This is a genomic window from Actinospica robiniae DSM 44927 (genome assembly GCF_000504285.1).
GTDB classification, from domain to species: Bacteria; Actinomycetota; Actinomycetes; order Streptomycetales; family Catenulisporaceae; genus Actinospica; species Actinospica robiniae.
The window spans coordinates 5,006,717-5,031,706 of sequence record NZ_KI632511.1; the positions used below are offsets into that span (position 1 = coordinate 5,006,717).

18 protein-coding genes and 1 pseudogene are annotated in these 24,990 nt (G+C 71.3%); 14 read left to right on the forward strand and 5 right to left on the reverse strand.

Going from position 1 to position 24,990, the window contains the following annotated elements; translation table 11 throughout:
• Positions 1–57 precede the first annotated feature (57 nt).
• Positions 58–573 carry a hypothetical protein gene (locus tag ACTRO_RS49770; RefSeq protein ID WP_157436354.1) on the reverse strand — a complete coding sequence of 172 codons (516 nt, stop codon included), beginning with the start codon at positions 571–573 and terminating at the stop codon, positions 58–60.
• Positions 574–590: 17 nt separating this feature from the next.
• A complete protein-coding gene (gene mshB / locus ACTRO_RS49775) occupies positions 591–1,454 on the reverse strand; it encodes an N-acetyl-1-D-myo-inositol-2-amino-2-deoxy-alpha-D-glucopyranoside deacetylase (protein WP_034265553.1) in 864 nt (287 codons plus the stop codon).
• Between the two features lie 231 nt (positions 1,455–1,685).
• Between mshB and ACTRO_RS21190 the strand changes: the two genes are divergently transcribed.
• Positions 1,686–2,459 (forward strand): bifunctional DNA primase/polymerase, encoded by a 774-nt coding sequence (locus ACTRO_RS21190; protein WP_157436355.1) that lies wholly within the window; start codon positions 1,686–1,688, stop codon positions 2,457–2,459.
• A 39-nt stretch (positions 2,460–2,498) separates the two neighbouring features.
• Here ACTRO_RS21190 and ACTRO_RS21195 read toward each other — a convergent pair whose 3' ends face one another.
• The gene (locus ACTRO_RS21195; protein ID WP_034265559.1) at positions 2,499–4,664 is read right to left on the reverse strand and encodes a S9 family peptidase; all 2,166 of its coding nucleotides are present in this window, start codon (positions 4,662–4,664) and stop codon (positions 2,499–2,501) included.
• A gap of 284 nt (positions 4,665–4,948) precedes the next feature.
• Between ACTRO_RS21195 and ACTRO_RS21200 the strand changes: the two genes are divergently transcribed.
• Both ACTRO_RS21200 and ACTRO_RS21205 read left to right on the forward strand, forming a co-directional pair.
• Positions 4,949–5,440, forward strand: coding sequence for an RNA polymerase sigma factor (locus ACTRO_RS21200; protein ID WP_034275964.1), 492 nt, complete (start codon positions 4,949–4,951; stop codon positions 5,438–5,440).
• Positions 5,441–5,513: 73 nt separating this feature from the next.
• Positions 5,514–6,440 (forward strand): DUF4232 domain-containing protein, encoded by a 927-nt coding sequence (locus ACTRO_RS21205; RefSeq protein WP_034265562.1) that lies wholly within the window; start codon positions 5,514–5,516, stop codon positions 6,438–6,440.
• Positions 6,441–6,513: 73 nt separating this feature from the next.
• Here ACTRO_RS21205 and typA read toward each other — a convergent pair whose 3' ends face one another.
• Positions 6,514–8,379, reverse strand: coding sequence for a translational GTPase TypA (typA, locus tag ACTRO_RS21210; protein WP_034265565.1), 1,866 nt, complete (start codon positions 8,377–8,379; stop codon positions 6,514–6,516).
• A 288-nt stretch (positions 8,380–8,667) separates the two neighbouring features.
• Between typA and ACTRO_RS21215 the strand changes: the two genes are divergently transcribed.
• The 6 genes and pseudogenes from ACTRO_RS21215 to ACTRO_RS21245 all read left to right on the forward strand — a co-directional run bounded on the left by ACTRO_RS21215 (position 8,668) and on the right by ACTRO_RS21245 (position 18,316).
• Positions 8,668–9,933, forward strand: a complete 1,266-nt coding sequence (locus ACTRO_RS21215) for a hypothetical protein (RefSeq protein WP_034265567.1) — start codon at positions 8,668–8,670, stop codon at positions 9,931–9,933.
• A gap of 151 nt (positions 9,934–10,084) precedes the next feature.
• A complete protein-coding gene (locus ACTRO_RS21220) occupies positions 10,085–10,888 on the forward strand; it encodes a hypothetical protein (RefSeq protein WP_034265570.1) in 804 nt (267 codons plus the stop codon).
• 15 nt (positions 10,889–10,903) lie between these two features.
• Positions 10,904–12,778 (forward strand): annotated as a pseudogene (locus ACTRO_RS21225) (fumarate reductase/succinate dehydrogenase flavoprotein subunit); the annotation flags it as partial.
• Positions 12,779–13,248: 470 nt separating this feature from the next.
• Positions 13,249–13,998 (forward strand): succinate dehydrogenase/fumarate reductase iron-sulfur subunit, encoded by a 750-nt coding sequence (locus ACTRO_RS21235; protein ID WP_034265571.1) that lies wholly within the window; start codon positions 13,249–13,251, stop codon positions 13,996–13,998.
• A gap of 203 nt (positions 13,999–14,201) precedes the next feature.
• Positions 14,202–16,727, forward strand: a complete 2,526-nt coding sequence (gene pepN, locus ACTRO_RS21240; protein WP_034265573.1) for an aminopeptidase N — start codon at positions 14,202–14,204, stop codon at positions 16,725–16,727.
• Between the two features lie 143 nt (positions 16,728–16,870).
• Complete coding sequence (locus ACTRO_RS21245; protein ID WP_063628047.1) at positions 16,871–18,316, forward strand: purine-cytosine permease family protein; 1,446 nt, start codon at positions 16,871–16,873, stop codon at positions 18,314–18,316.
• Between the two features lie 128 nt (positions 18,317–18,444).
• Here the strand turns inward: ACTRO_RS21245 and ACTRO_RS21250 are convergent, their stop codons facing one another.
• Complete coding sequence (locus ACTRO_RS21250; RefSeq protein ID WP_157436356.1) at positions 18,445–19,218, reverse strand: hypothetical protein; 774 nt, start codon at positions 19,216–19,218, stop codon at positions 18,445–18,447.
• A gap of 126 nt (positions 19,219–19,344) precedes the next feature.
• Between ACTRO_RS21250 and ACTRO_RS21255 the strand changes: the two genes are divergently transcribed.
• From ACTRO_RS21255 to ACTRO_RS21275, 5 genes are all read left to right on the forward strand, one after another.
• A complete protein-coding gene (locus ACTRO_RS21255) occupies positions 19,345–20,310 on the forward strand; it encodes a ferredoxin family protein (RefSeq protein WP_051451154.1) in 966 nt (321 codons plus the stop codon).
• 106 nt (positions 20,311–20,416) lie between these two features.
• Entirely contained in the window at positions 20,417–21,604 is a 1,188-nt protein-coding gene (locus ACTRO_RS21260) for a sensor histidine kinase (RefSeq protein WP_034265578.1), read from the forward strand.
• Between the two features lie 9 nt (positions 21,605–21,613).
• Positions 21,614–22,297: a response regulator gene (locus tag ACTRO_RS21265; RefSeq protein WP_034265580.1), complete on the forward strand. Its 684-nt coding sequence runs from the start codon at positions 21,614–21,616 to the stop codon at positions 22,295–22,297.
• On the forward strand, positions 22,294–22,686 hold the full coding sequence (locus ACTRO_RS21270) for a hypothetical protein (protein ID WP_051451155.1): 393 nt from the start codon (positions 22,294–22,296) through the stop codon (positions 22,684–22,686). The genes ACTRO_RS21265 and ACTRO_RS21270 overlap by 4 nt, the downstream gene beginning before the upstream one ends.
• Positions 22,687–22,776: 90 nt before the next feature.
• Positions 22,777–24,915: an MMPL family transporter gene (locus ACTRO_RS21275; RefSeq protein ID WP_034265583.1), complete on the forward strand. Its 2,139-nt coding sequence runs from the start codon at positions 22,777–22,779 to the stop codon at positions 24,913–24,915.
• Positions 24,916–24,990: the final 75 nt, after the last annotated feature.

Consider the following 24,990-nt stretch of genomic DNA (forward strand, 5'->3'; position numbering starts at 1 on the left):
CGTACGCAGGGCGCTTCCCGGTGAATTCACCCGGGAGAGTGAGGGTTCTTCGACCTGCTAGGGACGGCTCTTGCCGTCCGGGCCGCGGTATTTGGCCATCTTCGCCTCGAGCGTGGCGATCCAGGCCTTGTACAAGAACGCGGTGGCGCCGGCCAAGCCGACGATCAGAAAGGTCATCGAGATCCAGTCGTTGGCCAGGATCACGTCGCCCTTGGCCTGGAACGAGGTCGGCGGACCCACGTAGGTCAGCCAGATCACCGCGATCACCCAGCCGCCGGCGGCCGCGCCGAGGGCGGCGAGGCGGCCCGGGAGGCCGGAGGTCGCGGCCGGGACGGGGCGGGTGAGCCCGGTCAGCCCGAGCAGCAGGCCGGCCAGACCGCCGAGGCTGAGCAGCAGGCCGTCGGGGAAGCCGCCGTCGCCGTTGGTGCCGCCGAACTGGGCCCGGTGCAGGAAGGACCCGACCACGCCGACGGCGAGGCCGGCCAGCAGGCACAGCACGAGCAGGCCGATCCGGGCGGCCCGGGTGGAGCGGGCGGACTCGCCCGCGGTCGGGGTGTCGGACTTCGTGGTCACACCGGCCATTGTCCCGGTCACCGGTCGAGGCCCGCGAACAGGTCCACCGCGACCGGCGCGCCCGTGGGCGCCGAGCCCCGGGCCAGCCGGTAGTACTCCGTGCCGAGCACCCGCATGCCCACGTAGTTCGACAGAGCGAAGAAGGGTCCGTCGACGAGGATCTGGGTGGCGTGCTCGCGCATCGCCTCGGTCTTCGCCGGCACGTGCTCCTCGGCGTGTATGACCGCTGAGACGAGCGAGTCGTCCTCGGCGTAGAGCAGCTCCTCCACCGCCTCCACGACCTTGAAGCCGGTGTCCGCGCCTTCCTCGCGCAACGTCCCGACGGCGTCGACGAGCACGGAGTAAGGCATCGTGTTCCAGTACACCCGCTCGACCTGCGCGTCGGTTCCCTCCACCAGTTCGACCGCGCGCATGGCCACGCGGTGGGCCTGGATGTGGTCGGGATGGCCGTAGCCGCCGAAGGGGTTGTAGGTCACCAGGACCTGCGGCCGCACCTCGCGGATGACCTCGGCCAGCCGTTGCGCCGTCTGCCCGACGTCCGCCTGCCAGAACGCGTCAGCACGCTCATTGCCCTCGGTGCCCATCATCCCGGAGTCGTGGAACTCGCCCGGCTCGCCGAGGAACCGGTGATCGCGCACCCCGAGCCGCGCCATGGCCCGGTCCAGTTCGCCGACCCGGTACTCGCCGAGGCGGTCCTCCCGGTCGGCGGCCAGGTGGGCGAGCTCCGGCAGCAGGATCTCCCCGTACTCTCCGCGAGTGCAGGTGACCAGAGTGACGCGGGCGCCCTCGGCGACGTATTTGGCCATGGTCGCGCCGTTGTTGATGGACTCGTCGTCGGGGTGGGCGTGCACGAAGAGGATGCTGCGGGCTTCGGTCGGCACGTGCGTCTCCTGCGGGTAGGGATACTCCGGGCCAGGTTAGTCCGTACCGAGGTGGCTGGCCCTGTCCGCTAGAAGTCCGCTCGCGCACTCTCGCCGAAACGTATCCGTGCCGTTTCACTGCGTAGTGACGGGAGTTCTCGCCCCTGGCGGGGAGCCCGCGGCATCCCACCGCACCACCGCACCGCCGGAGCCCACCACGTCCGGCCGATTCGGGGAGAGGACTGGCATCGGATGACTGCCGAGGGTCAGCGAGGGCAGCACGTACGGGCGTGGCGGTCGGGAGTGGCCGCCACGCCGATCGCGTCGCCCAGGCCGGCGCGCGCGGCGATCGCCCCGCACGAGCCGATGGGCCCGGTCGCCGAGGCCGCCGTGGACTACGCCCGCCGGCTCGGCTGGCCGCTCACCCCCGGCTTCGCGGTGGACGGCGGGCGCTGCGCCTGCGGCGAGGCCGACTGCCCCGACTACGGCGCGCACCCGGTGCCCGGCGCCTGGCGGATCGCCGCCTGCGCCACGCCCTCGCTGGTCCGGGTGGTGTGGCGGATGTGCGCGGAGGCTCCGGTGCTCACCGTGCTGGGCCGGCCGGTGCCCGGCGCGGACCGGCTCGGCGCGGTCTCGGTGCCCGCCCTGATCGGCGTGGCTGCGCTGGAGCTGCTGGCCAAGCGCTCGGCCGCGTCCGGCCCCACCGTGGACGGGTACGGCCGGATCAGCTTCCTGGTGGACCTCGGTCACGACGGCGACGGCGCCGCGGAGGCCGTCGCGGCCTTCGACTGCTGGCGCCGGGCCGGCCTGGACCTCGCCGTGCTCGGGGCCATGCCGGTGCGGCAGCCGGGCTACATCCCGCTGCCCACCCCCGGCTTCACCGGCCGGCGCGGCGTGGTGTGGGCGGTCAAGCCGGTGGACGGGCGCGCGCTGCCGCCCCTCGCCGCGGTCGTCGAGGTCTTCGACCGGGCGGTGCGCTCGACCTACCCGAGCCTGTGGAGCTCGGTGCGGGCGCACCCGGCCTGACCCGGCGTCGGATCCCCGCGGCTAGTTTGAAAACACGGCCTAGCCGGCGTCCTTCATCCCCAGCGCCTCCTTGAGGAAGCCGACCTGGATCTTGAGCAGGTTCTCCGCCACGATCTCCTGCGGGGTCATGTGGGTCACCCCGCTCAGCGGCAGCACGGTGTGCGGCCGGCCGGCGGCGAGCAGGGCGGAGGAGAGGCGCAGCGTGTGCGCGGCCACCACGTTGTCGTCGGCGAGGCCGTGGATGATCAGCATCGGGCGGCGCGGCTCGGCCCACTCCCAGGCGCCGGAGCCGGCCTGCGGGAAGAGCGAGTTGGCCGCATAGACCGCAGGCTGCTGATCCGGGTGGCCCAGGTAGCGCTCGGTGTAGCAGGTGTCGTACATCTTCCAGTCGGTCACCGGCGCGCCGACCACCGCGGCGTGGAAGACGTCGGGGCGGCGCAGAACGGCGAGCGCGGAGAGGTACCCGCCGTAGGACCAGCCGCGGATGGCCACCCGGGTCAGGTCCAGGTCCGGGTACTGCTCGGCGGCCGCGTGCAGGCCGTCGACCTGGTCCTGCAGGGTCGCGCCGGCGAAGTCGTCGCGCACGGCGCGGTCCCAGGCCGGGCCGCGGCCGGGGGTGCCGCGGCCGTCCACGACCAGCACCGCGAAGCCGTGGTCGGCGATCCACTGGGCGTTGAGGTAGAGGTTGTGCGCGGCCTTGACCATCTGGGCGTGCGGGCCGCCGTAGGGGTCGAGCAGGACCGGCAGCTTGCTGCCCGGCTTGTGGTTCGAGGGCAGCAGCAGCGCGCCGTGCAGCTCGCGCTCGCCCAGGACGAGCTCGATCGGCCGGGCCGTGATCAGCGGGGTCTCGGCCACCGACTCGATCACGGACAGCCGGGTGGGCTGCTCGGCCGACATGTCCACCACGTACGTGCGCGTGTTCGGCTGGTCGAGGGTGGCCGAGGAGACGACGGCGAGGGTCCCGCCGACGGCCGCGGCGCTGACCCCGGACACGCCGTTGACGCGCTTCATCGCGCCGTCCGCCCAGGCCACCCGGAGCACGTGCTCGCGGGTCGGGTCGTCCATCGAGGCGGTGACGAAGCCGTACTCGGGTCCGGCCGAGACCAGCGAGCGCACCTGGACGCCCTCGGGCGTGACCGAGTCCTCGCCCAGCAGCAGCCGGTACGAGTCGCCGCGCGCGGCGATCCGGGCCAGCCGGGCCCGGCCCTCGCCCACCGGCGGCACCCACACCGGCGCGCCCGGGGCGAACTCGAAGAAGACCTCGTCGTGCTCCCGCGCCACGACGCTGGTCGACCCGTCCGCGGCCACGGCCAGCACCAGGCCGGTCTTCTGATCCCGGCTCAGCACCGAGACCAGCGCCGGACCGTGCTCGCTCCAGTGCACCCGGGCCAGGTACTCGTAGCCGACGCGGTCCCACTCGACCTGGCTGCGCGCGCCGTCGAGGCCGAACAGGAACAGCTCCACCACCGCGTTGGCGGTGCCGGCGGCCGGATAGCGCACCGTGCGCGGAGCCACCACCGGGTTGGCCGGGTCGGCGATGTACTGGACCCGGACCGGGGCCTCGTCGACCCGCGCGACCAGCAGCTTCTCGCCGTCCGGGGACCACCAGTAGCCGCGGAAGCGGTCGAGCTCCTCCGCCGCGATGAAGTCCGCCGCGCCGTAGCCGACCGTCTCCGGGTTCGGCCCGTCCGGCTCGGCCAGCGCGCGGTCGCCGGTGCCGTCGACGCCGATGACCCGCAGCGATCCGCCCGAGAGGTAGGCGACCTGACGCCCCGTCGGGTCGATCCGCGGATCGACCACCGGCCCCGCGGCCGGCAGCTCGCGCACCCCGCCCTTGACCAGATCCGCCGCGAACAGCCGGCCCGAGAGCGCGAAGACCGCACTGGTCACGGCCGCGTCCACGGCGTAGTCGACGATGCCGGCCGCTCCGGTGCGGCTGCGCTCGCGCCGGGCCTTCTCCGCGTCGGTCAGCTGCTCCGCGCCGGTGTCCGCGAGCAGCTCCACCGGGTCGGCTATCAGCGTGAGCACGCCGGTTGCCGGCTCCGCCGTCCACAGGCAGGTGGCCCGGTCCGCACCGGTCTTGGTGCGCAGCAGGGCGATGCGCGAGCCGTCCGGGGCGGGCGTGAACGCGCTCGGCGCGCCCAGCCGGAAGCGCTGGGTGCGGGCGAACTGCCGGGGGAAGGTGGTCTGTTCAGCGTCGGTCATGGCTCCATTGTCGCGCCGCGCCCGGCCGCCGGGCAGCCGGGGTGCGCCCGTCGGGCGCCGTGCTCAGCGCCGTCAACGCTTTGCCGCCGGCGGGCGGCGGGAACCCGGCTCAACCGTTCCGCGGCGCCCTCGTCTCTTCCTTACGTGAGCTGCATGGGTGGGCAAAGGTCCGCGGGTCAGGGCAGACTTACGTCGGCACCCCGAACGGGGGGTGTCGCGTGAGTGTTCTGTGTGGGGTGGGTGTGGAAGAAACCAGCGGAAGCTGGCCCCTGATAGCCGAGGACCTGGCGCCCGGAAGCCGGGCCCGCCTGTCCGACGACGCGGTCGCGGCGGAGTTGTTCGCCGCGCACTACAACCGCCTCGCGGGCTGGTGCCGGCGGCTCGTGGACGATGATCAGACGGCCAGTGAGATCGCCATGGAGGCCTTCACCCGGCTGCTCGGCCGGCTGCGCAAGATCGAGGACCCGGTCGGCTACCTGTACGTCATCGCGGCGAATCTGGTGCGCGACCACTGGCGCAAGACCAGGCGGGAGCGCGACGGCATGCGGGTGCTGCAGCAGGAGCGCCCGGCCGACGAGAGCCCGGGCGACCCGGAGCTGCGCCGGCTGGTCGAGCAGCTGCCCGAGCGGCTGCGCACCCCGGTGCTGCTCTATTACTACGCCGGGTTCCCGGTGGGCGATATCGCACGGCTGACGAACCGGCCGACCGGCACCGTCAAGAGCGACCTGTTCCAGGCCAGGGCAGTGTTGCGCAAGGCACTGGAGGGAACCCGGTGAGCGAGCTTGCGAGCCAACCCATGAGCGCTGTGCGGTCGCGAATGCGCCCACCGAGCGCCGGCGAGGTGGAGTCATGAGCGCTCCTCTCGACGACGAGAACGATGAAAGCGTGCCCGAGGAGCCCGGTGAGCGGCCCTTCGACGCCTCGGAGTCGGTGGACGACTTCGGCGAGGACTCCCCCACCTGGGGTGCCGCCGACCCGGACTTCGACCGGATGCTGCGCGACCGGATCGGCCCGGTCGAGCCGATGCCCACCCCGCCGTACGGCTTCGAACGGGTCCTGATGGCCGGCCGGCGGCGGCGGGCGCGCAAGCTGTGGGCCGGCGCGTCGGCCGCGGCGCTGGTGGTGATGGCGGGCACGGCCGGCACGACCGTCGCGCTGCACGCCGGACCCTCCGGCGTGGCCGCGGCCGCGGCGCCCAGCGACAGCACCGTGCTGCTGGCCACCAGCCAGGCCGCGGTGCCGGCCACCTCGGACCCGGTCGCCTCGCCGAGCCCGTCCGCGTCGCCGAGTCCGTCGGTCCCCGCCAGCTCGGCCGCCCCGAGTTCGAGTTCGAGCACGACCGGGCAGTGTCGGAGCACGGATATGAACGCGACCGGCGTGGCGAAGGCGGGCCGCGCCGGGACGAGCGCGACGCTGGTGGTGACGCTGAAGAACACCTCCGGGCACTCGTGCATCACCGACGGGTACCCGGGCCTGGAGTTCGCCCCGGCCGGCGGCACGCCGCTGCAGCCGGTGACCGAGACCAGGGTGTCCGGAGCGCTCAAGCGCGAGCTCAGCGTGCCCGCCAACGGCACCGTCTCGACCCTGGTGACGTATCAGACCACGATGTCGGGGGCCACTCCGGGCGCGGACTGCTACACGCCGAGCGTGTACGTGCTCATCATCCCGCCGAACCAGCAGGAGCAGCTGATGGCCACGATCTCCGGCGGCCCGGTCACGGTCTGCGCGGACGGCGCGGTGAGCCTGACCCCGCTGGCGGGCGGCTCGAACGGCTGAACAGACGAAACCGGGCGGGCACCGCGGAAGACCGCGGTGCCCGCCCGGTTCGCGTCAGGCGGGTGACCGGATGTCAGTTGCCGTGCTTGGCGCGGGCCGCGGCCCGGCCGCGGGTGGCCGCGTCCAGCTGCACCTTGCGGATGCGCACGTTGTGCGGGGTGATCTCCACGCACTCGTCCTCGCGGCAGAACTCCAGGGCCTGCTCGAGCGAGAGCTTGCGCGGCGGGATCAGGTTCTCCGTGGTGTCGGAGGTGGACGCCCGCATGTTCGTGAGCTTCTTCTCCTTGGTGATGTTGACGTCCATGTCGTCGGCGCGGGAGTTCTCGCCGACGATCATGCCCTCGTACACCTCGGTGGTGGGCTCGACGAACAGCGAGCCGCGCTCCTGCAGGTTGATCATCGCGAACGGGGTGACCGAGCCGGCCCGGTCCGCCACCAGCGAGCCGGAGGCGCGGGTGCGCAGCTCGCCGAACCAGGGCTCGTAGCCCTCGAAGTTGGTGTTCGCGATGCCGGTGCCGCGGGTGTCGGTGAGGAACTCGGTGCGGAAGCCGATCAGGCCGCGGGAGGGGACCAGGAACTCCATCCGGATCCAGCCGGTGCCGTGGTTCGACATCGACTCCATCCGGCCCTTGCGGATCGCGAGCAGCTGGGTGATGACGCCCAGGTACTCCTCCGGGCAGTCCACGGTCAGCCGCTCGACCGGCTCGTGTACCTTGCCGTCGATCTCGCGGACCACGACCTGCGGCTTGCCCACGGTCAGCTCGTAGCCCTCGCGGCGCATCTGCTCGACCAGGATGGCCAGCGCCAGCTCGCCGCGGCCCTGCACCTCCCAGGCGTCCGGACGCTCGGTCGGCAGCACGTTGATGGAGACGTTGCCGACGATCTCCTTCTCCAGCCGGTCCTTGACCATCCGCGCGGTGACCTTCGAGCCCTTCTCCCGGCCGACCAGCGGCGAGGTGTTGGTGCCGATGGTCATCGAGATGGCCGGCTCGTCCACCGTGATCAGCGGCAGCGGGCGCGGGTCCTCCGGGTCGGCGAGGGTCTCGCCGATCATGATCTCGGAGATGCCGGCGATGGCGCAGATGTCGCCCGGGCCGGCCGACTCGGCCGGCTTGCGCTCCAGCGCCTCGGTCATCATCAGCTCGGTGATCTTCACCCGTTCGACGGAACCGTCACGCTTGATCCAGGCGACCTGCTGGCCCTTGCGGATGGTGCCCTGCATCACCCGGCACAGCGCGATCCGGCCGAGGAAGTTGGACGCGTCCAGGTTGGTCACGTGCGCCTGCAGCGGCGCGTTCTCCTCGTAGGTGGGCGCCGGGATGGTCTTGAGGATGGTGTCGAACAGCGGCAGCAGGTCCGAGCTGTCCGGGGAGGAGCCGTTCTCCGGCTTCTCCAGCGAGGCCTTGCCGTCGCGGCCCGAGGCGTAGACGATCGGGAAGTCGATCTGGTCCTCGGTCGCGTCCAGGTCCATGAACAGCTCGTAGGTCTCGTCGATGACCTCGGCGATCCGGGCGTCCGGGCGGTCGGTCTTGTTGATGACCAGGATCACCGGCATCTTCGCGTTCAGCGCCTTGCGCAGCACGAACCGGGTCTGCGGCAGCGGGCCCTCGGACGCGTCCACGAGCAGCACGACGCCGTCGACCATGGACAGCCCGCGCTCGACCTCGCCGCCGAAGTCGGCGTGGCCGGGGGTGTCGATGATGTTGATGACGGTGTCGGACTGGTCCTGCGGGCTGCGGAAGTGCACGGCGGTGTTCTTCGCCAGGATGGTGATGCCCTTCTCCCGCTCGAGGTCGTTGGAGTCCATCACACGCTCGTCCACGTGCTGGTTCTCGCGGAACGCGCCGGACTGCTTGAGCATCGCGTCGACCAGCGTGGTCTTGCCGTGGTCGACGTGCGCCACGATGGCCACGTTGCGGATGTCGTTACGCGTAGGCATGCCGGTAGCGTCGCTTTCGAGTCGGGAGACAGGTGGGTGGTGCGTCCGTCGAGCGGGGCGTCCTTGCCCCGGCGGCTGCGAACGGGCACAGCACGGGCACCATCTCCATGGTACGGGCAATACGGACCTGCCGCCGACCAGCGCGGGCCGCGGGCTCTGGGAAGCCGGATCTCCCCGCCGCTATACTCGGCGCTCGCCCGCAGGGCCCGTTCGGGCCGCGCCGGTGGTCAGGGCCGGGTTCGGGCAGGGTGGGTTCGAGCGGGCTCACGCCCGGAATCGAGGCTGGTCATGGCACGCAGCGGGGCCGACGGCGGAGCACGCGGCTCGACCCGCGCCCGGAACCAGGTGCGGCAACTCCCGATCCTGGTGGCGACGCTGCTGGCCTTCTTCGCCGTCATGGAACACGTCACCAGCGGGGATCCCTCCCGGTTCGCCGGGTGCGTCGCCGCGTACGGGGTCGCGCTCGCCACACTCGTCCTGCGGCCGTTCGCGGTGATGCTGGTGATGGTCTGCCTGGGCTCCCGCGTCGCGCGCCTTCACGTGGGTTTCGGCCCATTCCTTGGCGTACGGGTCGTCCGGCATCACGTGGTGACCCTCCGCACCGTGCCGCTCGCTTTCACCGCCTCGTACCGCCCGCCGCCGTGGCGCTGGGCCCGCGACGTGCGCATCATGTACGCCGCCACCCTGCTCAGCCTGCTGGCGCTCAACCTCGTGGGTATGGCCGTGGTCCCGCCGTACGCGCGCGTTCTGTGTCCGATCTTCGGCCTCGGCTACTGCGCCAGCGCGGCGGTCTCCCGGTCGAAGGGTTCGCCGCGGACCATGTGGGCCCGCGCCTTCAGCAAGCCCACCCTGAAGAACGATCCGCAACTCGCGAACCCGCACTGGGGGTACGCGGCGGACGGAATGACGGCCGCGCGTTTCGGCGACTTCGCCGAGGCCGCTACGGACCTGCAGTATCTGCGGAACGCCGGCTCCGAGCTCGGCGATGGGATCGAGGTGCTCCTCCAGCAGGCGCAGGGCGATTACCCCTCGGTCGCTCGGGCCTACAGCCGTCAGCTCGATGGGAAGACCCCGGTCCCCGCGGCAGTGCGCTCGGTCCTGATGGCCCGGCTCGCGTTCGTCACCCTGCTCGTAGCGGAGCAGGAACCCGCTCGCCAAGACCGCGCCGTGGCCTACGTCGACCAGCACCTCGAACTGCGCGGCGCCGCGGCCACCTCGCCCGATACGCTGCCGGCGGCCGCACTCAGAGCCCTGCTCGACGGCGACACCGCGCGCTGCCTCAATCTGACGCGGCGGCAGCTCGCCGGCGCCTCCCACCCCATGGAGATCGCCGACGCGCTGTGCACCAGCGCGCGGGCACACGCCGCGGCCGGCCGCGGCGAGAAGGCGTTCGAGACGATCCACCGGGCCATCGGGATCGCGCCGTGGTACGCGCGCGTCGGCATCGTGCAACAACTGCTCGGAGCCGAGCCGTCCCCCACGGACTTGTCCGCGGCGCTACCCCCGGCCGAGGTCAGTCTTTTCGACGACCCTTGGTCCACGTCGGAGGCCTGACGAACCGCCCGACGCGCATGTGATGTTGGTCACCAGCCACTACCAGGAGTGATGATCCCGTTTGGTTCTGAAGATCACTCCACTAGAGTGCGTTGCTGCCGACGACGCATAGCCGCCCGGCTCCTTCACAGCCGCAGGAGCTTCCACAAGCATGAGCACCGGTACCGCATCGCCCTCGCGTACGAGGGCAGAGATCGAACAACCGACGCTGCGGACAGACCGCTACTGGGTCAGCCCGCTGATCACCTTCGTCATCTTCCTGGCGTTCATCGCCTACGCCACGTTCCGGGCGTTCCAGAACGCGGATTACTACTCCTCGCCGTACATCTCCCCGTTCTACTCCCCGTGCATCTCCGCGAACTGCAAGCCGATGCCGGGCGCGGGCGAGGTGCACATCATCGGCTCGTGGTGGGGCAACCTGTCCCCGGCGCTGCTGATCCTGATCTTCCCGCTGGGCTTCCGGATGACCTGCTACTACTACCGGAAGGCCTACTACCGGGCCTTCTGGCAGTCGCCGCCGGCCTGCGCGGTGGCCGAGCCGCACGGGAAGTACTCCGGCGAGACGCGCTTCCCGCTGATCTTCCAGAACTCGCACCGCTACTTCTTCGTCGCGGCCTCGCTCTTCAACGTGATCCTGACCTGGGACGCGATCCTCGGCTTCCGCAACGCGGCCGGGGCCTGGGGCCACATGGGCCTCGGCACGCTGGTGCTGCTGGCGAACGCGACGCTGCTGTGGCTGTACACGGCTTCGTGCCACTCGTGCCGGCACATCATGGGCGGCCGGCTCAAGCACTTCTCGAAGCACCCGGTGCGCTACAAGGCCTGGACCGTCGTGTCCAAGCTCAACACCCGTCACATGCAGCTGGCCTGGGCCTCGCTGTTCGGCGTCGCGCTGACCGACCTGTACGTCTGGCTGGTCGCCGCGAACGTATTCACCGACCCCAAGTTCTTCTAGATCGGCCGATCGTATATGTCCACTGACATTCTCACGTATGAGTACGACGTCGTGGTGATCGGCGCGGGCGGCGCCGGTCTGCGAGCCGCGATCGAGGCACGCGCGCAGGGCCGCAGTGTCGCGGTGATCTGCAAGTCGCTGTTCGGCAAGGCGCACACGGTCATGGCCGAGGGCGGTGCCGCGGCGGCCATGGGCAATGTGAACAGCAACGACAACTGGCAGGTGCACTTCCGCGACACCATGCGCGGCGGGAAGTTCCTCAACAACCCGCGGATGGCGGAGCTGCACGCGAAGGAGGCGCCGGACCGGGTCTGGGAGCTCGAGGAGTGGGGCGCGCTCTTCGACCGGACCAAGGACGGCAAGATCTCCCAGCGCAACTTCGGCGGGCACGAATACCCGCGGCTCGCCCACGTCGGCGACCGGACCGGGCTCGAGCTCATCAGGACGCTGCAGCAGGCCGTGGTCTCCTTCCAGCAGAAGGACTTCAAGGAGCACGGCGACTACGAGGCCCGGATCAAGGTCTTCGCCGAGTACACCGTCACCCGGCTGCTCAAGGACGGCGACCGGATCGCCGGCGCGTTCGGCTACCGGCGCGAGGACGGCCAGTTCGTGCTGTTCAAGGCGCCCGCGGTGGTGCTGGCGACCGGCGGCATCGGCAAGTCGTACAAGGTGACCTCGAACTCGTGGGAGTACACCGGCGACGGCCACGCGCTCGCGCTGCTCGCCGGCGCCACGCTGATCAACATGGAGTGCATCCAGTTCCACCCCACCGGCATGGTCTGGCCGCCTTCGGTCAAGGGCATCCTGGTGACCGAGTCGGTGCGCGGCGACGGCGGTGTGCTGCGCAACTCGGAAGGCAAGCGGTTCATGTTCGACTACGTCCCGGACGTCTTCCGCAAGCAGTACGCGGAGACCGAGGAGGAGGCGGACCGCTGGTACACCGACCCGGACCACAACCGCCGTCCGCCGGAGCTGCTGCCGCGCGACGAGGTGGCCCGGTCGATCAACTCCGAGGTCAAGGCCGGCCGCGGCACCCCGCACGGCGGCGTGTTCCTGGACATCGCCTCGCGGCTGCCGGCCGACGAGGTGCGCCGGCGGCTGCCCTCGATGTACCACCAGTTCAAGGAGCTGGCGGACGTCGACATCACCGCGGAGCCGATGGAGGTCGGTCCGACCTGCCACTACGTCATGGGCGGGGTCGAGGTCGACCCGGACACCGCCGCGTCGACGGTGCCGGGCCTGTTCGCCGCGGGCGAGGTGGCCGGCGGTATGCACGGCTCGAACCGGCTCGGCGGCAACTCGCTCTCCGACCTGCTGGTCTTCGGCCGCCGGGCGGGTCTCGGCGCGGCCGAGTACGTCGGCGCGATCGCGGCCGGCGCTCGCCCCGAGGTGGCCGACGGGGACGTGGCCGCGGCCCGGACCGAGGCGCTCGAGCCGCTGGTGAACGAGTCGGGTGAGAACCCGTACACGGTGCACTCCGAGCTGCAGCAGACCATGAACGACCTGGTCGGCATCATCCGGCGGGAGCACGAGGTGCAGACCGCGATCGACAAGTTGGGCGAGTTCCGGGAGCGGCGGGAGAAGCTGTCGGCCCCCGGCAGCCGCACCTTCAACCCGGGCTGGCACCTGGCCCTGGACCTGCGCAACATGCTGCTGGTCTCGGACTGCGTCTCCAGGGCCGCGCTGGAGCGGCAGGAGTCGCGCGGCGGCCACACCCGCGAGGACTACCCGGCCATGTCGGCGACCTGGCGGAAGGTCAACCTGGTGTGCTCGCTGGACGAGCAGGGCCGGGCGCGGCTGGAGCACAAGCCGGTCCCAGCGCTCCGGCGCGACCTGCTCGAGCTGTTCGAGGTCTCGGAGCTGAAGAAGTACATGACCGACGAGGAGCTCGTCGGGCTGCCCGGCGCGGAGCCGGCCGAGGACAAGGTCGAGGACAAGGTCGAGACCGAGGCCGTCGAGGCCGAAGCCGAAGTGGTCGAGGCCGAGCCTGAGGCTGAGGTCGAAGTCGAGACCGAGACCGAAGCCGACACCGAGACCGAGACCGAAGCCGAGACCCAGACCGAGACCGAGACCGAGACCGAAGCCGAGACCCAGACCGAGACCGAGACCGAGACCCAGACCGAGACCGAGACCGAGACCGAAGCCGAGACCCAGACCCAGACCGAGACCGAGGCTGAGGCTGAGGCTGAGGCTGAGGCTGAGGCTGAGGCTGAGGCTGAGGCTGAGGCTGAGGCTGAGGCTGAGGCTGAGGCTGAAGTCGAGGCCGAGGCCGGCCAATCCGCGCAGATCCCGGCCCAGGCGGAGGCCGACGCCACCGAGTCGGCGCAGGACGTGTCCGCCGACGGCGAGGAAGGTGCGAAGTGAGCTACAAGGCCAAGTTCAAGGTCTGGCGCGGCGACGCCGGGGCGGGCTCGCTGGAGGACTACGCGGTGGAGGTGAACGAGGGCGAAGTCGTCCTCGACATCATCCACCGGCTGCAGGCGACGCAGGCGCCGGACATGGCGGTGCGCTGGAACTGCAAGGCGGGCAAGTGCGGTTCCTGCTCGGCCGAGGTCAACGGCGTCCCGCGGCTGATGTGCATGACGCGGATGTCCACCTTCACCGAGGAGGAGACCGTCACGGTCACTCCGCTGCGCACCTTCCCGGTCATAAGGGACCTGGTGACGGACGTCTCGTTCAACTACACCAAGGCTCGCGAGGTCGCCGCGTTCGAGCCGCCGGCGGATCTGAAGCCCGGCGAGTACCGGATGCAGCAGGTCGACGTCGACCGCTCGCAGGAGTTCCGCAAGTGCATCGAGTGCTTCCTGTGCCAGAACACGTGCCACGCCGTGCGTGACCACGAGGACAACAAGGAGCACTTCGCCGGACCGCGCTTCCTGATGCGCGTCGCCGAGCTCGACATGCACCCGCTCGACGGCCGGGAGCGCCGCAACGAGGCGCAGGAGGACCACGGCCTCGGCTTCTGCAACATCACCAAGTGCTGCACCGAGGTCTGCCCCGAGCACATCAAGATCACCGACAACGCCCTGATCCCGATGAAGGAGCGCGTGGCCGACCGCAAGTACGACCCGCTGGTCTGGCTCGGCAACAAGATCGCCCGCCGGAAGTAGCGGCGTCGATCGCAGCCTTCTGCAGGTTCCGCCCCGGTGGCCCGCCGTTCTCGGCGGGCCACCGCTGTTTTTTCCGCCGTTTTCTTCCCACCATCACCCCGGCTCCTTCGCGTCCGGCTGCTGAGACGCCGCCGGTCGTGGCAGGATGGCACCCATTACGCCGGTGATCAGCCACCGCGAGGACGCGTCGAAGGAGCCGTGCCATGCCGGGGAAGAATCTGACCAGGGATGAGGCGCGGCGGCGGGCCGAACTGCTGGAGGTGGAGTCCTACCGGGTCTCCCTGGACCTGGGCAACGCGGCCGACCTGTCCGCGCCCACGTTCACCTCCACCAGCACGATCCGCTTCTCCTGCACCGAGCCCGGCGCCTCCACCTTCCTCGATCTGATCGCGCCCTCGGTGCGCTCGATCACGCTCAACGGCCACGAGCTCGCGCCGGCCGAGGCCTTCGCGGACAGCCGGGTGCAGCTGCCGCGGTTGCAGGCCTCGAACGAGGTCACGGTCGTGGCCGACTGCGCGTACAGCCGCACCGGCGAGGGGCTGCACCGCTTCCAGGACCCGGCCGACCAGCTCGTCTACCTCTACACCCAGTTCGAGCCGGCCGACGCGCGGCGGCTCTACGCGAACTTCGAGCAGCCGGATCTCAAGGCATCCTTCACTTTCGACGTCAAGGTGCCGGCCGGCTGGTACATCTCCGGGAACGCCGCGCCGGCGCGGCGGGCGCCGGTGCGCGACGGCGTCGCGCACTGGACCTTCGCGCCCACCGCGCGCATCTCCACCTACCTCACCGCGGTCGTGGCCGGGCCGTACCACGTGGCCAGCGACGAGTACACCTACCTGCTGCCGGACGGCACGACCCTGCTGATCCCGCTCAACGCGCTGTGCCGGGCCTCGCTCTCCGAGGACTTCGACCACGAGGCGATCTTCGAGGTGACCAAGCGCGGGCTGGACTTCTTCCACGACGCCTTCGCCTACCCGTACCCCTTCGGCAAGTACGACCAGGCGTTCGTGCCCGAATACAACCTCGGCGCGATGGAGAACCCGGGCTGCGTGACCTTCACCGAGGAGTTCGTCTTCCGCTCCAAGCAGATCGACGCCATGTACGAGGCGCGCGCGACCACGATCCTGCACGAGATGGCGCACATGTGGTTCGGCGATCTGGTCACCATGAAGTGGTGGGACGATCTGTGGCTCAAGGAGTCCTTCGCCGACTACATGGGCACCTACAGCCTGGTGTCGGCGACGGGCTGGACCGACGGCTGGGTCAGCTTCGCCAACCGGCGCAAGGCCTGGGCCTACCGGGCGGACCAGATGCCCACCACCCACCCGATCGTGGCGACCATCGACGACCTCGAAGACGCCAAGCTCAACTTCGACGGGATCACCTACGCCAAGGGCGCCTCGGTGCTCAAGCAGCTGGCCGCGTACGTGGGCGTCGAGCCCTTCCTCGAGGGCGCCCGGCACTACTTCCGGCAGCACGCCTACGGCAACACCACGCTGCGGGACCTGCTCGCGGCGCTCGAGGAGACCTCCGGCCGGGATCTGTCCGCGTGGTCGAAGGCGTGGCTGGAGACGAGCGGTCTCAATACCCTGGGTATCGACGAGCCGGGCGAGACGATCGTGCAGGGCGACGGCCGGCCCCGGCCGCATCGGATCGGCGTCGGCGGCTACCGCTTCCACGAGGCCTCCGGCCGGGTGCTGCGCGAGCAGCGGGTGGAGCTCGACGTCACCGAGGAGCGCACGCCGCTGCCGGCCGAGGTCGCCGACGCCCAGTTCGTGCTGGTCAACGACGAGGACCTGACGTACTGCAAGCTCACCCTGAACCCCGGCCAGCTCGCCTTCGCGTACGAGTACCTGAGCTCCTTCAGCGACCCGATGCCGCGCTCGCTGCTGTGGTCGGCGCTGTGGAACATGACCCGGGACGGGCTGCTGCCCGGCAACCGGTTCCTGGATTTCCTGGACCTGCACGCGGCCGCCGAGTCGAAGATCGGCGTGCTGGAGAACCTGCTCGGCCAGGCCTCTTACGTGATCGACCACTACCTGTCCCTGCAGGACCGGGCCGCGCGCCGGGAGCCGGTGGCGGCGATGGCGCTGCGGGAGCTGCGCGCGGCCCCGGCGGGCTCGGACCACCAGCTGGCCTGGGCCCGGTTCTTCGCCGGGCACGCCTGCCGGCCGGAGGACTTCGAGCTGCTCGAGGCGCTGCTCGCGGGCCGCGGCGAGATCGCCGGCCTGGCCGTGGACGCGGATCTGCGCTGGCGGTTCGTGATCGCGCTGGCCGGGGCCGGCCGGGCCGGGGGCGACCGGATCGAGGCCGAGCTGGAGCGGGACCGCACCGCCTCCGGGCACCGCCACCACGCCGAGGCGCTGGCCGCGCGGCCGACGCCGGAGGCCAAGGCGGAGGTCTGGGAGTTCTTCGAGGGCGGGCGCGACTGGCCCAAGGACCTGCTGCGCGCGGTGTTCTCCGGGTTCGCCCGGGCCGACCAGCTGCCGCTGATCGCGCCCTACACCGAGCGGTACTTCTCCGCGCTGGACCGGATCTGGGCCGAGCGCACCATCGAGAACGCCTCGACCCTGGTCCGCGCGGCGTTCCCGGAGCTGATCGTGGACGAGGCGACCCTGGCCCGGGCCGACGCCTGGCTGGCCGAGCCCGGGCACGCCCCGGCGCTGCGGCGGCTGGTGTCCGAGGCGCGGGACGACCTCGCCCGGGCGCTGCGTGCTCGCGCTGCGTGACCGCTTTTCCGGCCGCCCCCACTGTAACCAGCGTCACAGCAGCGTGCGAAACGAGACGGAAACAAAAGCACAATCCAGCGTTAACGCCGTCCCTTTACGTTGCGCGCATCCCATCCCGGCTTCCGGCAGAAGGACTGCAGACCATGGCGGGCACCGAAGCGGCACCGATCCCCCTATCCGAGGTACGCGAAGGCGACTACGGCACGAAGGTGGCGGCCGTCGAACCGGGCGGCGCCGAGTTCATCCCGCTGGCGGAGCGGCACGGGCGTCCGCTGAACCTGTTCTGGACCTGGACCTCGCCGAACTTCGAGTTCGCCACGGTCTTCGTCGGCGTGCTGCCGATGTTCTTCGGTGAGACCTTCCTGCAGGCCGCGCTCGCCATCGTGCTCGGCACCGGGCTCGGCGCGTTCTCCCTGGGCGTGCTCTCCGCCCGCGGCCCGCGCCACGGCGTGCCGCAGATGATCCTGTCCCGAATATCCTTCGGCCGCTTCGGCAACATCCTGCCCGCGGGTATCAATGCCCTGGTCGCCGGAGTGGGCTGGTTCGCGGTCAACTCGGTCAGCGGCACCCTGGCCCTGTCCGCGCTGACCGGCTGGCACGAGGTGCCCTGCCTGCTGCTGATCACGGTGGCGCAGATCGCCATCGCGTTCTTCGGGCACAACCTGGTGCACGCGTTCGAGCGGCTCGCCTTCCCGCTGCTGGCGCTGGTCTTCGTGGTCGTCTCGGTGATCCTGCTCGGCGAGAGCCACCCGTCCGCGCTCAACGGCGGGGGCGGCGGCATCGGCGGCTTCCTGCTCACCCTCGGCGCCACCTTCGGCTACGCCGCGGGCTGGAACCCCTACGCCGCCGACTACACCCGCTACCTGAAGCAGAACGAGAACAGCCGCTCGGTCGCGGTGTGGGCCGGGCTCGGCGTGTTCGTCTCCTGCGTCCTGCTGGAGCTCGCCGGCACCGCCGCCGCCACCCTCGTGGTGCCGGACGGGGTGTGGGACACCGACCCGACGGCCGGGTTCATCTACCACATCACGCCCTGGCTCGGCGACGTCACCCTGGTCTGCATCGCCATCGGCGCGGTGTGCGCCAACGCGCTCAACGTCTACTCCGGCTCGATGTCCTTCATGGCGCTGGGCATCAAGATTCCGCTCACCGCTCGGCGGGCCCTGGTCGCCGTGGTCTTCGGCGTCGCCGGCTTCCTGCTGGCCTGGTCCGGCCTGAGCGACGCGGGCAGCAAGTACAACAACTTCCTGCTGGTGATCGCGTACTGGATCGGCCCGTGGCTGGGCGTGTTCTTCACCGACCAGTTCCTGCGCCGGGGCCGGGACGTGGAGCAGCTGATGCACGGCCGCCGGCACAACCCGATCGCGGGCGTGGTGGCGATGGCCGCGGCGATGGCGATCTCGATCCCGTTGTTCTCCAACCAGACCGACTTCACCGGCTGGCTGGCGCACCGCCACCCGGCGCTGGGCGACCTCACCTTCGAGGTCGGCTTCGTCCTGGCCGCCCTGTTCTACTGGCTGCTGTTCACGATCCTGCCGCGTTCGCTCGGGCAGGGCGACGCCTCGACGTCCGAGTCCGCGACTCTCGCATAGGCGATTCGCGGATCTTCGGCACAGGTACAGGCACAGCGAAAAAGCAGCGAGCCGCGCCGACACACGATGTGTCGGCGCGGCTCGCTGTCTTGCTCGGCTTCGCCCGGCTCGGCTGCGACGCTGCCGGGCTACAACTCGTCCGGGTAACCCTCCTTGCCCACGATTCCGCGGTGGTCGTACGGGCGGTCCCGCTCGTCCGTGGCGGCGCCCACGCCGTGCTCGAAGCCGACCGTCTGCCCGAAGTACACGCGCGTCTGCGGGCTGGCCTGGCGCAGCCGCCGGACCAGGGCGTGCATCGCCGCGTTGCGCTCGCCGCTGCGGCGCGTGGTCCGATTGAGCCAGGCCGGGAAGGTCACCACGTTGCCGACGTCGTGCGCGGCGGCCGTGGCGGCGCGCCTGGCCTTGGACTCCGGCTCGCCGCGTGGCCAGCGATCGCCGAGGCGCAGGTCTGCGCCCTCCCTGGCCCCTAGGACGGTCAGCCGGTGCTCGCTGCCGTCATGGGTCACCACGGTCAGCCGCCCGGCTCGCGCCCACACCTGCGCCTGCAGCGGGATCAGCGGGAACTCGCCCTCCTCGGTGCACATCCGCAGCGGCTCGTCGCCCGGGACGACGCTGAGCGCGACCACGTGGTGCTCGAGCACGGCCGGGGTGCCGTGGTCGGCGGCGATGCCGGAGTCGGGATCGTGCGGAGTCCGCTCCATGGCGACCGCCGTGGCCGGAGCCCTCTTCGCCGCCGAACGCCGCGCGGCCGGCCGCATCCTGTCCGCGACAGCCGTCGCGGACGCCCGCCTGGGCCGCGGGTGGACCGGATCGGGTTCGGGGGCCGTCTGCGACCCGGAACCCCGGCGCGACCAGCGGTGCTTGCCCCGATGAGCCTCGTCGTTGCGGTGGACGGAGGTCATGAGCGATCGCCTCCTCGTTCATCCCCCGGATGAAACAGGTGATATGTCCATCATGCCCGTTTCCAACCCGTTTGCTACCTGGGAACGGTCCGCGACTACGGCCGCCGAGCCCCGTAGGCTGAAGTCATGCCGCTGAGCCACGCCGCCGCGCCAGACCACGACTCCTGCAGCGCCTCCTCCGCCCGGCTCGAGGAGCCGCTGGCCGGCAGCGCCCCGGTGGCCCCGCGCTGGCTCGCCGTGGAGCAGCCGGGGCCGTGGGGCCCGCGCGCGCTGACCTCCTCGCACTTCCCGCCCGAGCTCGGCCACGAGCTGACCCGGAAGGCCGAGGCGGCCGGGGTCCGGATCGCGCTGATCCGCCGTCCGGGCCAACACGCCGAGCACGATCCGGACGCGCCGCGCCAGGTCTTCTTCGCCGACACGCGCCTCGAGCGCACGCTGCTGTGGTCCTGGGCCACGAACGATCCGTACACCTTGCTGGACCTGGACTTCGACGTGCCCGGCAAGCCGCTGCACGAGGGCGGCCCGCTCCTGCTGGTGTGCACGAACGGCAAGCGGGACACCTGCTGCGCGGTGGCGGGACGCGCGCTGGCGAACTGGCTGGCCGCGGACGCGCGCACGCCCGCCGAGGACGTCTGGGAGACCGACCACCTCGGCGGCCACCGCTTCGCCCCGACCGCGCTGCTCCTGCCCACCGGATACGTCTACGGCCGGCTGAGCGATCCGGTCGAGGGGCGGGAGCTGCTGAGGAAGGCGGCCGCCGGCAAGGTCGTCACCCGCCACTGCCGGGGCCGTTCCACCTGGTCACGCCCCGGACAGGCGGCCGAGTTGGCCCTGCGCGAGGAACTGCAGGAGTTCGGCCCCAACCTCGTCAGCGTGGTCGGCGAATCGCGGTTGGCCGGCCAGGAAGCCGCAACGGGCGGCCAGGCCGTGCACCACTACGAAGTCCTGCTCCGCGTCCGCAACGACGGCTACCGTGCCGTGCTCAGCGAGGCAGCGGCCGCCGAGCCGCGCCCGGAGTCGTGCGGCAAGGCCTTCGGCGCGCCGCTGGAGTTGCGGCTGGTCAGTTTGGACAAGCTCGAGACGCTGGCGTGAGCCGGCTTCCGGACGTCTTCAGCCGCTCGGGCGAGTCATGAGCGCGGCCGAGATCCCCCGTGCGGGGGAGGCGGCCGAGGCCCGGGGTCGGCGAGCATTTCCGGTTATGACCTCTCTCGCCGCCACGTTGCCGCGGCAGCTGGTTCGCGCCGTCAACCGGCTCCCGCCGCTCGCCGTGGACGCCGTCGTGGTCCTGGTGTCCGAGTGCGCGCTGATGTGGGGCGTGACGAGCTCCAACACCATGAACATCCGCGACGGCCTCGGACCCTGGCCGTGGTGGATCTTCCCGCTGGCGGCACTCCTGCCGATCCCGCTGCTGTGGCGGCGCCGGGCGCCCTTCCTGGTGCTGTACCTGAGCGGCATGGGCCTGGTGGCGCTCGCGATCCCGTACAACCTGGCCGTCACCTACAACCACAGCAGCCAGGTCATGCTGTACATCGCGATGGTCTCCGTCGCGTACTACTGCGACGGCTTCAAATTCTGGTTCACCGCCCTCGTATGCGTCGGCATGAACCTCGTGGTGGTGGATCAGAGCTTCGGCAAGGCCGTGATCTCCGCGCTGGTCACCGTGATGATGTTCGTGGCCGGACGGCTCGCGGCGCAGCAGCGGGACCTGGCCCGGCTGATGGCGGACCGCGCGCACGAGGCCGAGCAGACCGTGGAGGCGCGGGCCGCGCAGGCCGCCGCCGAGGAGCGCACCCGGATCGCCCGGGACATGCACGACATCCTCGCGCACGCGGTCAGCCTGATGATCGTGCAGGCCGAGGCGGGAGCGGCGGTGGTGCAGCAGGATGCGAAGAAGGCGGAGAAGGCCTTCGACGCGATCTCCGACGGCGGCCGGGACGCCCTGGCCCAGCTGCGCCGCATGCTCGGCGTGCTCCGGGACGGCGACGCGCTCGCCTTGACGCCGCAGCCGACCGTGGCCGAGCTGCCGCGGCTGGTGGACACGCTGCGGTCGGCGAAGATCGACGTGCGGATGGTGGTCGAGGGCGCCCCGGCGCCGCTGCCCCCGGACACCGAGGTGGCGGTCTACCGGACCGTGCAGGAGGCCTTCACCAACATGCTCAAGCACGCCCGGGCGGAGCGGGCCGAACTGCGGCTGGACTGGAGCGCACAGGCGTTGACCGTGCGCGTGACCGACGACGGCGCGGGCCCGAAGCCCGGCACACCCGGGCGCGGGCTGATCGGCATCAGGGAACGGATAGAGGCCTGCGGCGGGACGGTGCACACCGGCCCGGGCGTGGGCGGGGCCGGGTTCGAGGTCCTGGTGCGCGTACCGGCGGCGGCCGGTTAGGCTGTCAGGGTGGCGATAAAGGTGGTCGTGGCCGACGACCAGGAGCTGGTCCGGGCGGGGTTCGGGATGATTCTGGACGCGCAGCCGGACATCGAGGTCGTCGCCGAGGCCGCCAACGGCCTCGAAGCCGTCGACGCGGTCGCGCGCACCCAGGCCGACATAGCGCTGCTCGACGTGCGCATGCCCGAACTCGACGGCCTCGAGGCGGCCCGGCGCATCTGCGGCAAGGGCGGCACGAGAGCCATCATGCTGACCACCTTCGACATCGACGACTACGTCTACACGGCGCTGCAGGCCGGAGCGAGCGGCTTCCTGCTCAAGGACGTGCGCCGGGACGACCTGGTCCACGCGGTGCGGGTGGTGCACGGCGGCGAGGCGCTGCTGGCGCCCAGCGTGACGAAGCGGCTGATCGAGCAGTTCGCCCGGCGCCCGGAGCGGGCGGCCGCCGCGGCCTTCCCGCCGGACGCGGCCATATCGCAGCTCACCACCCGCGAACTGGAGACGCTCAAGCTGCTCGCCCGCGGCCTGTCCAACGCCGAGATCGCCGCCGAGTTCGTGGTCAGCGAGCACACGGTCAAGACGCACGTCGGCAACGTCCTGTCCAAGCTGCACCTGCGCGACCGCATCCACGCCGTCGTCTACGCCTATGAATCCGGCCTCGTGCAGGCCGGACAGCGGGCCGAAGAGCCGTGACCGAGACCGTTCGGCGGCGCCTCTCGCTGCTCTTCGTCGTCTGCGGCGCGCTGCTCGTCCCGTGGATCGGCGTCCTGATATGGCAGGAGCACGGAGCCGCCGGCAAGCGCAGCCTCGGCTCGTCCTGGATCGGCTTGGACATCCTCGAGGCCTGCTGCCTGGCCGTCGTGGCGTCAATGCTGCACCGCGACCACCGCGCCACCAGCCCGGCCGCGGCCGCCACCGCGGCGGTGCTGTGCATGGACGCGTGGTTCGACGCGATGTCGGCCGCGCCGCAGTGGGCTTACGCGGAGTCGCTCACCATGGCCTGCGTCGTGGAGCTGCCGCTGGCGGCGCTGCTGGCCTGGGTCGCCTGGCGGACGCTGCCGAGCCGGCCGGTCGCCCCCTAGGGTGTTTTCCCCTCCCCCGCGCGGGCGAGGCGCCAAGTCCACTCGGCCGAGGGAGGTGGACCAGGGCCCTGATCGGCGACGCTGTGCGCCATGCCCAGCATCCAGAACTCCGTCGCCGCGCGACTCGGCCGGCTCTCCACCCGGCGCCCCGCGCTGCTCTGCGTCAGTTGGCTGATCGTCATCCTGATCGGCCTCGCCGTGGGCGGCCAGGTCACCTCCCGCTTCGACGGCAACGGAACCAACGTCACCGCGAGCGAGTCGTACCAGGCCGGCCGGTTCCTCTCCGCGCACGACCCGGAGGGCGACCAGATCACCGCGCTCGTCGCCGGGACGGAGGTGACCGCGAGCGGTGTGCGCGCCCAGGTGGACGCCGCTGTGACGGCCGTGCGCGCAATCCCCGGCGTGACCGCCGTCAGCACCCCTTATCCGGACGGCGTCTCCCGTGACGGCCAAGCCCTGGCGGTGAAGGTCGCCTTCGCGGCGGACCTCTCCGATGACGCCGAGGGCAACGCGCTCGACGCCGTGTACGACCGCTTCCACCAGATCAGCGCGCCGCAGGTGTACGTCAGCGGCGGACCGCTGCTCAACCAGCAGATGAACCACGGCATCAAGAAGTCGCTGCAGCTGGCCGAGGAGCTCTCCCTGCCGATCATCCTGATCGGCCTGTTCCTGGTCTTCGGCAGCTTCCTGGCCGGGCTGCTGCCGCTCGCCGTCTCGCTGGCCGGCATCTCCAGCTCGCTGCTGATCCTGCTGGGTTTCAGCCACCTGACCTCGCTTTCGCAGTACGCGTTGACGATCGTCACGATGATCGGGCTCGGCGTGGGGGTGGACTACAGCCTGCTGATCGTCAGCCGGTTCCGCGAGGAGCGGCAGCGGACCTGGGACAAGCGCGTCGCCGCCGCGCGGGCGGCCGCCGGCGCCGGGCGCACCGTGCTCTTCTCCGGCCTGACCGTCACGATCAGCTCGCTGGGCCTGTGCTTCTTCGACAACAGCTTTCTGCGATCCATCGGCCTCGCCACCGCTTCCGTCGTGCTGGTCGACATGCTGGCCGCGCTCACCCTGCTCCCGGCGCTGCTCGCGCTGTGCGGCTTGAAGATCAGGCAGCAGGAGAGCCGGGACACCGGCGTGTTCACCCGCCTGGCGAACCTCGCGGCGAAGCTGCGCGTCGGCGTGGTGGTGGTCTTCACGGCGCTGCTGGTGGCGCTGGCGGTGCCGCTGGGCGGCCTGCACCTGTCCAACGGGGACGCGCGCTGGCTCCCGTCCTCGACCGAGGGCAGGCAGGAGTTCACCGCCGCCACGGCCCATTTCGGCAGTTCCTCGAGCAGCCCGGTCGAGGTCCTCGTCCGCGGCACGGGCCCGCAGTACTCCCGATTCGCCAGCCGGATCAGCACCCTGCCGCAGGTGGCCGCCGCCACCAGCACGCCGCTGGCGTCCGGCGGCACCCTGGTCGAGCTCGCCCCCTCGGGCGGCGACGCCTCGACCTCCGGGCTGGCCCTGGTGCGCGAGATCCGCGCCGACCGCGGTGATCTGGACGTCCAGGTCACCGGCACGCCGGCGCAGGTCCTCGACTTCGAGGGCATGCTCCGGGCCGGCGCGCCCTGGGCGATCGGCTTCGTCTGCCTGACCATCCTCGCCCTGCTGTTCGCCTTCACCGGCTCGCTGCTCATCCCGATCAAGACCCTGATCACCACCGGGCTCTCGCTCGGCGCCGCGCTCGGCATCGTGACGCTGGTCTTCCAGCAGGGCCACGGCGCCGGCCTGTTCGGCACCACCGGTCTCGGCTCGCTCGACCTGGTCACCGTGCCGTGCGTCGCCGCGATCGCCTTCGGCCTGGCCATGGACTACGAGATCTTCATCCTGGGCCGGGTCCGCGAGGCCTATCTGGCCGATCCCGGCCGGCCGCGGGCCGCCGTCGCGCTGGGCCTGCAGCGCAGCGGGCGGATCGTGACCAGCGCGGCGGTGCTGATCGCGGTCGTCTTCGGCTGCTTCATGGCCGGCGGCAACGCGGTGATCGGCCAGATCGGCCTCGGTCTGACCCTGGCGGTGCTCATCGACGCCACCCTGATGCGGATGCTGCTCGTGCCCGCGACCATGGCGCTGCTGGGCGACGCGGCCTGGTGGGCGCCGGCCCCGCTGCGCCGCCTGCACCGGCGCTACGGGCTGAGCGAGGCCGACTCCGACGAGACCCCGGCGGAACCGGCCGCGGCCGAAGCGACCGTGGCGGGCTGAGCCCGAAAACCCTCGCGGCGGCGTCCCCGAGGGGCGCCGCCGCGAAGGCTTGGGTCACAGGTGGAGCAAGGGGGG

What these genes read in the sequence shown, in the direction of transcription:
- typA (WP_034265565.1), bottom strand. Translation starts at nt 8,379, where the DNA reads ATGCCTACGCGTAACGACATCCGCAACGTGGCCATCGTGGCGCACGTC.
- ACTRO_RS21250 (WP_157436356.1), bottom strand. Translation starts at nt 19,218, where the DNA reads ATGACCTCCGTCCACCGCAACGACGAGGCTCATCGGGGCAAGCACCGC.
- ACTRO_RS21260 (WP_034265578.1), top strand. Translation starts at nt 20,417, where the DNA reads ATGACCTCTCTCGCCGCCACGTTGCCGCGGCAGCTGGTTCGCGCCGTC.
- pepN (WP_034265573.1), top strand. Translation starts at nt 14,202, where the DNA reads ATGCCGGGGAAGAATCTGACCAGGGATGAGGCGCGGCGGCGGGCCGAA.
- ACTRO_RS21190 (WP_157436355.1), top strand. Translation starts at nt 1,686, where the DNA reads ATGACTGCCGAGGGTCAGCGAGGGCAGCACGTACGGGCGTGGCGGTCG.
- ACTRO_RS21215 (WP_034265567.1), top strand. Translation starts at nt 8,668, where the DNA reads ATGGCACGCAGCGGGGCCGACGGCGGAGCACGCGGCTCGACCCGCGCC.
- ACTRO_RS21245 (WP_063628047.1), top strand. Translation starts at nt 16,871, where the DNA reads ATGGCGGGCACCGAAGCGGCACCGATCCCCCTATCCGAGGTACGCGAA.
- ACTRO_RS21275 (WP_034265583.1), top strand. Translation starts at nt 22,777, where the DNA reads ATGCCCAGCATCCAGAACTCCGTCGCCGCGCGACTCGGCCGGCTCTCC.
- ACTRO_RS21220 (WP_034265570.1), top strand. Translation starts at nt 10,085, where the DNA reads ATGAGCACCGGTACCGCATCGCCCTCGCGTACGAGGGCAGAGATCGAA.
- ACTRO_RS21205 (WP_034265562.1), top strand. Translation starts at nt 5,514, where the DNA reads ATGAGCGCTCCTCTCGACGACGAGAACGATGAAAGCGTGCCCGAGGAG.
- ACTRO_RS21255 (WP_051451154.1), top strand. Translation starts at nt 19,345, where the DNA reads ATGCCGCTGAGCCACGCCGCCGCGCCAGACCACGACTCCTGCAGCGCC.
- ACTRO_RS21195 (WP_034265559.1), bottom strand. Translation starts at nt 4,664, where the DNA reads ATGACCGACGCTGAACAGACCACCTTCCCCCGGCAGTTCGCCCGCACC.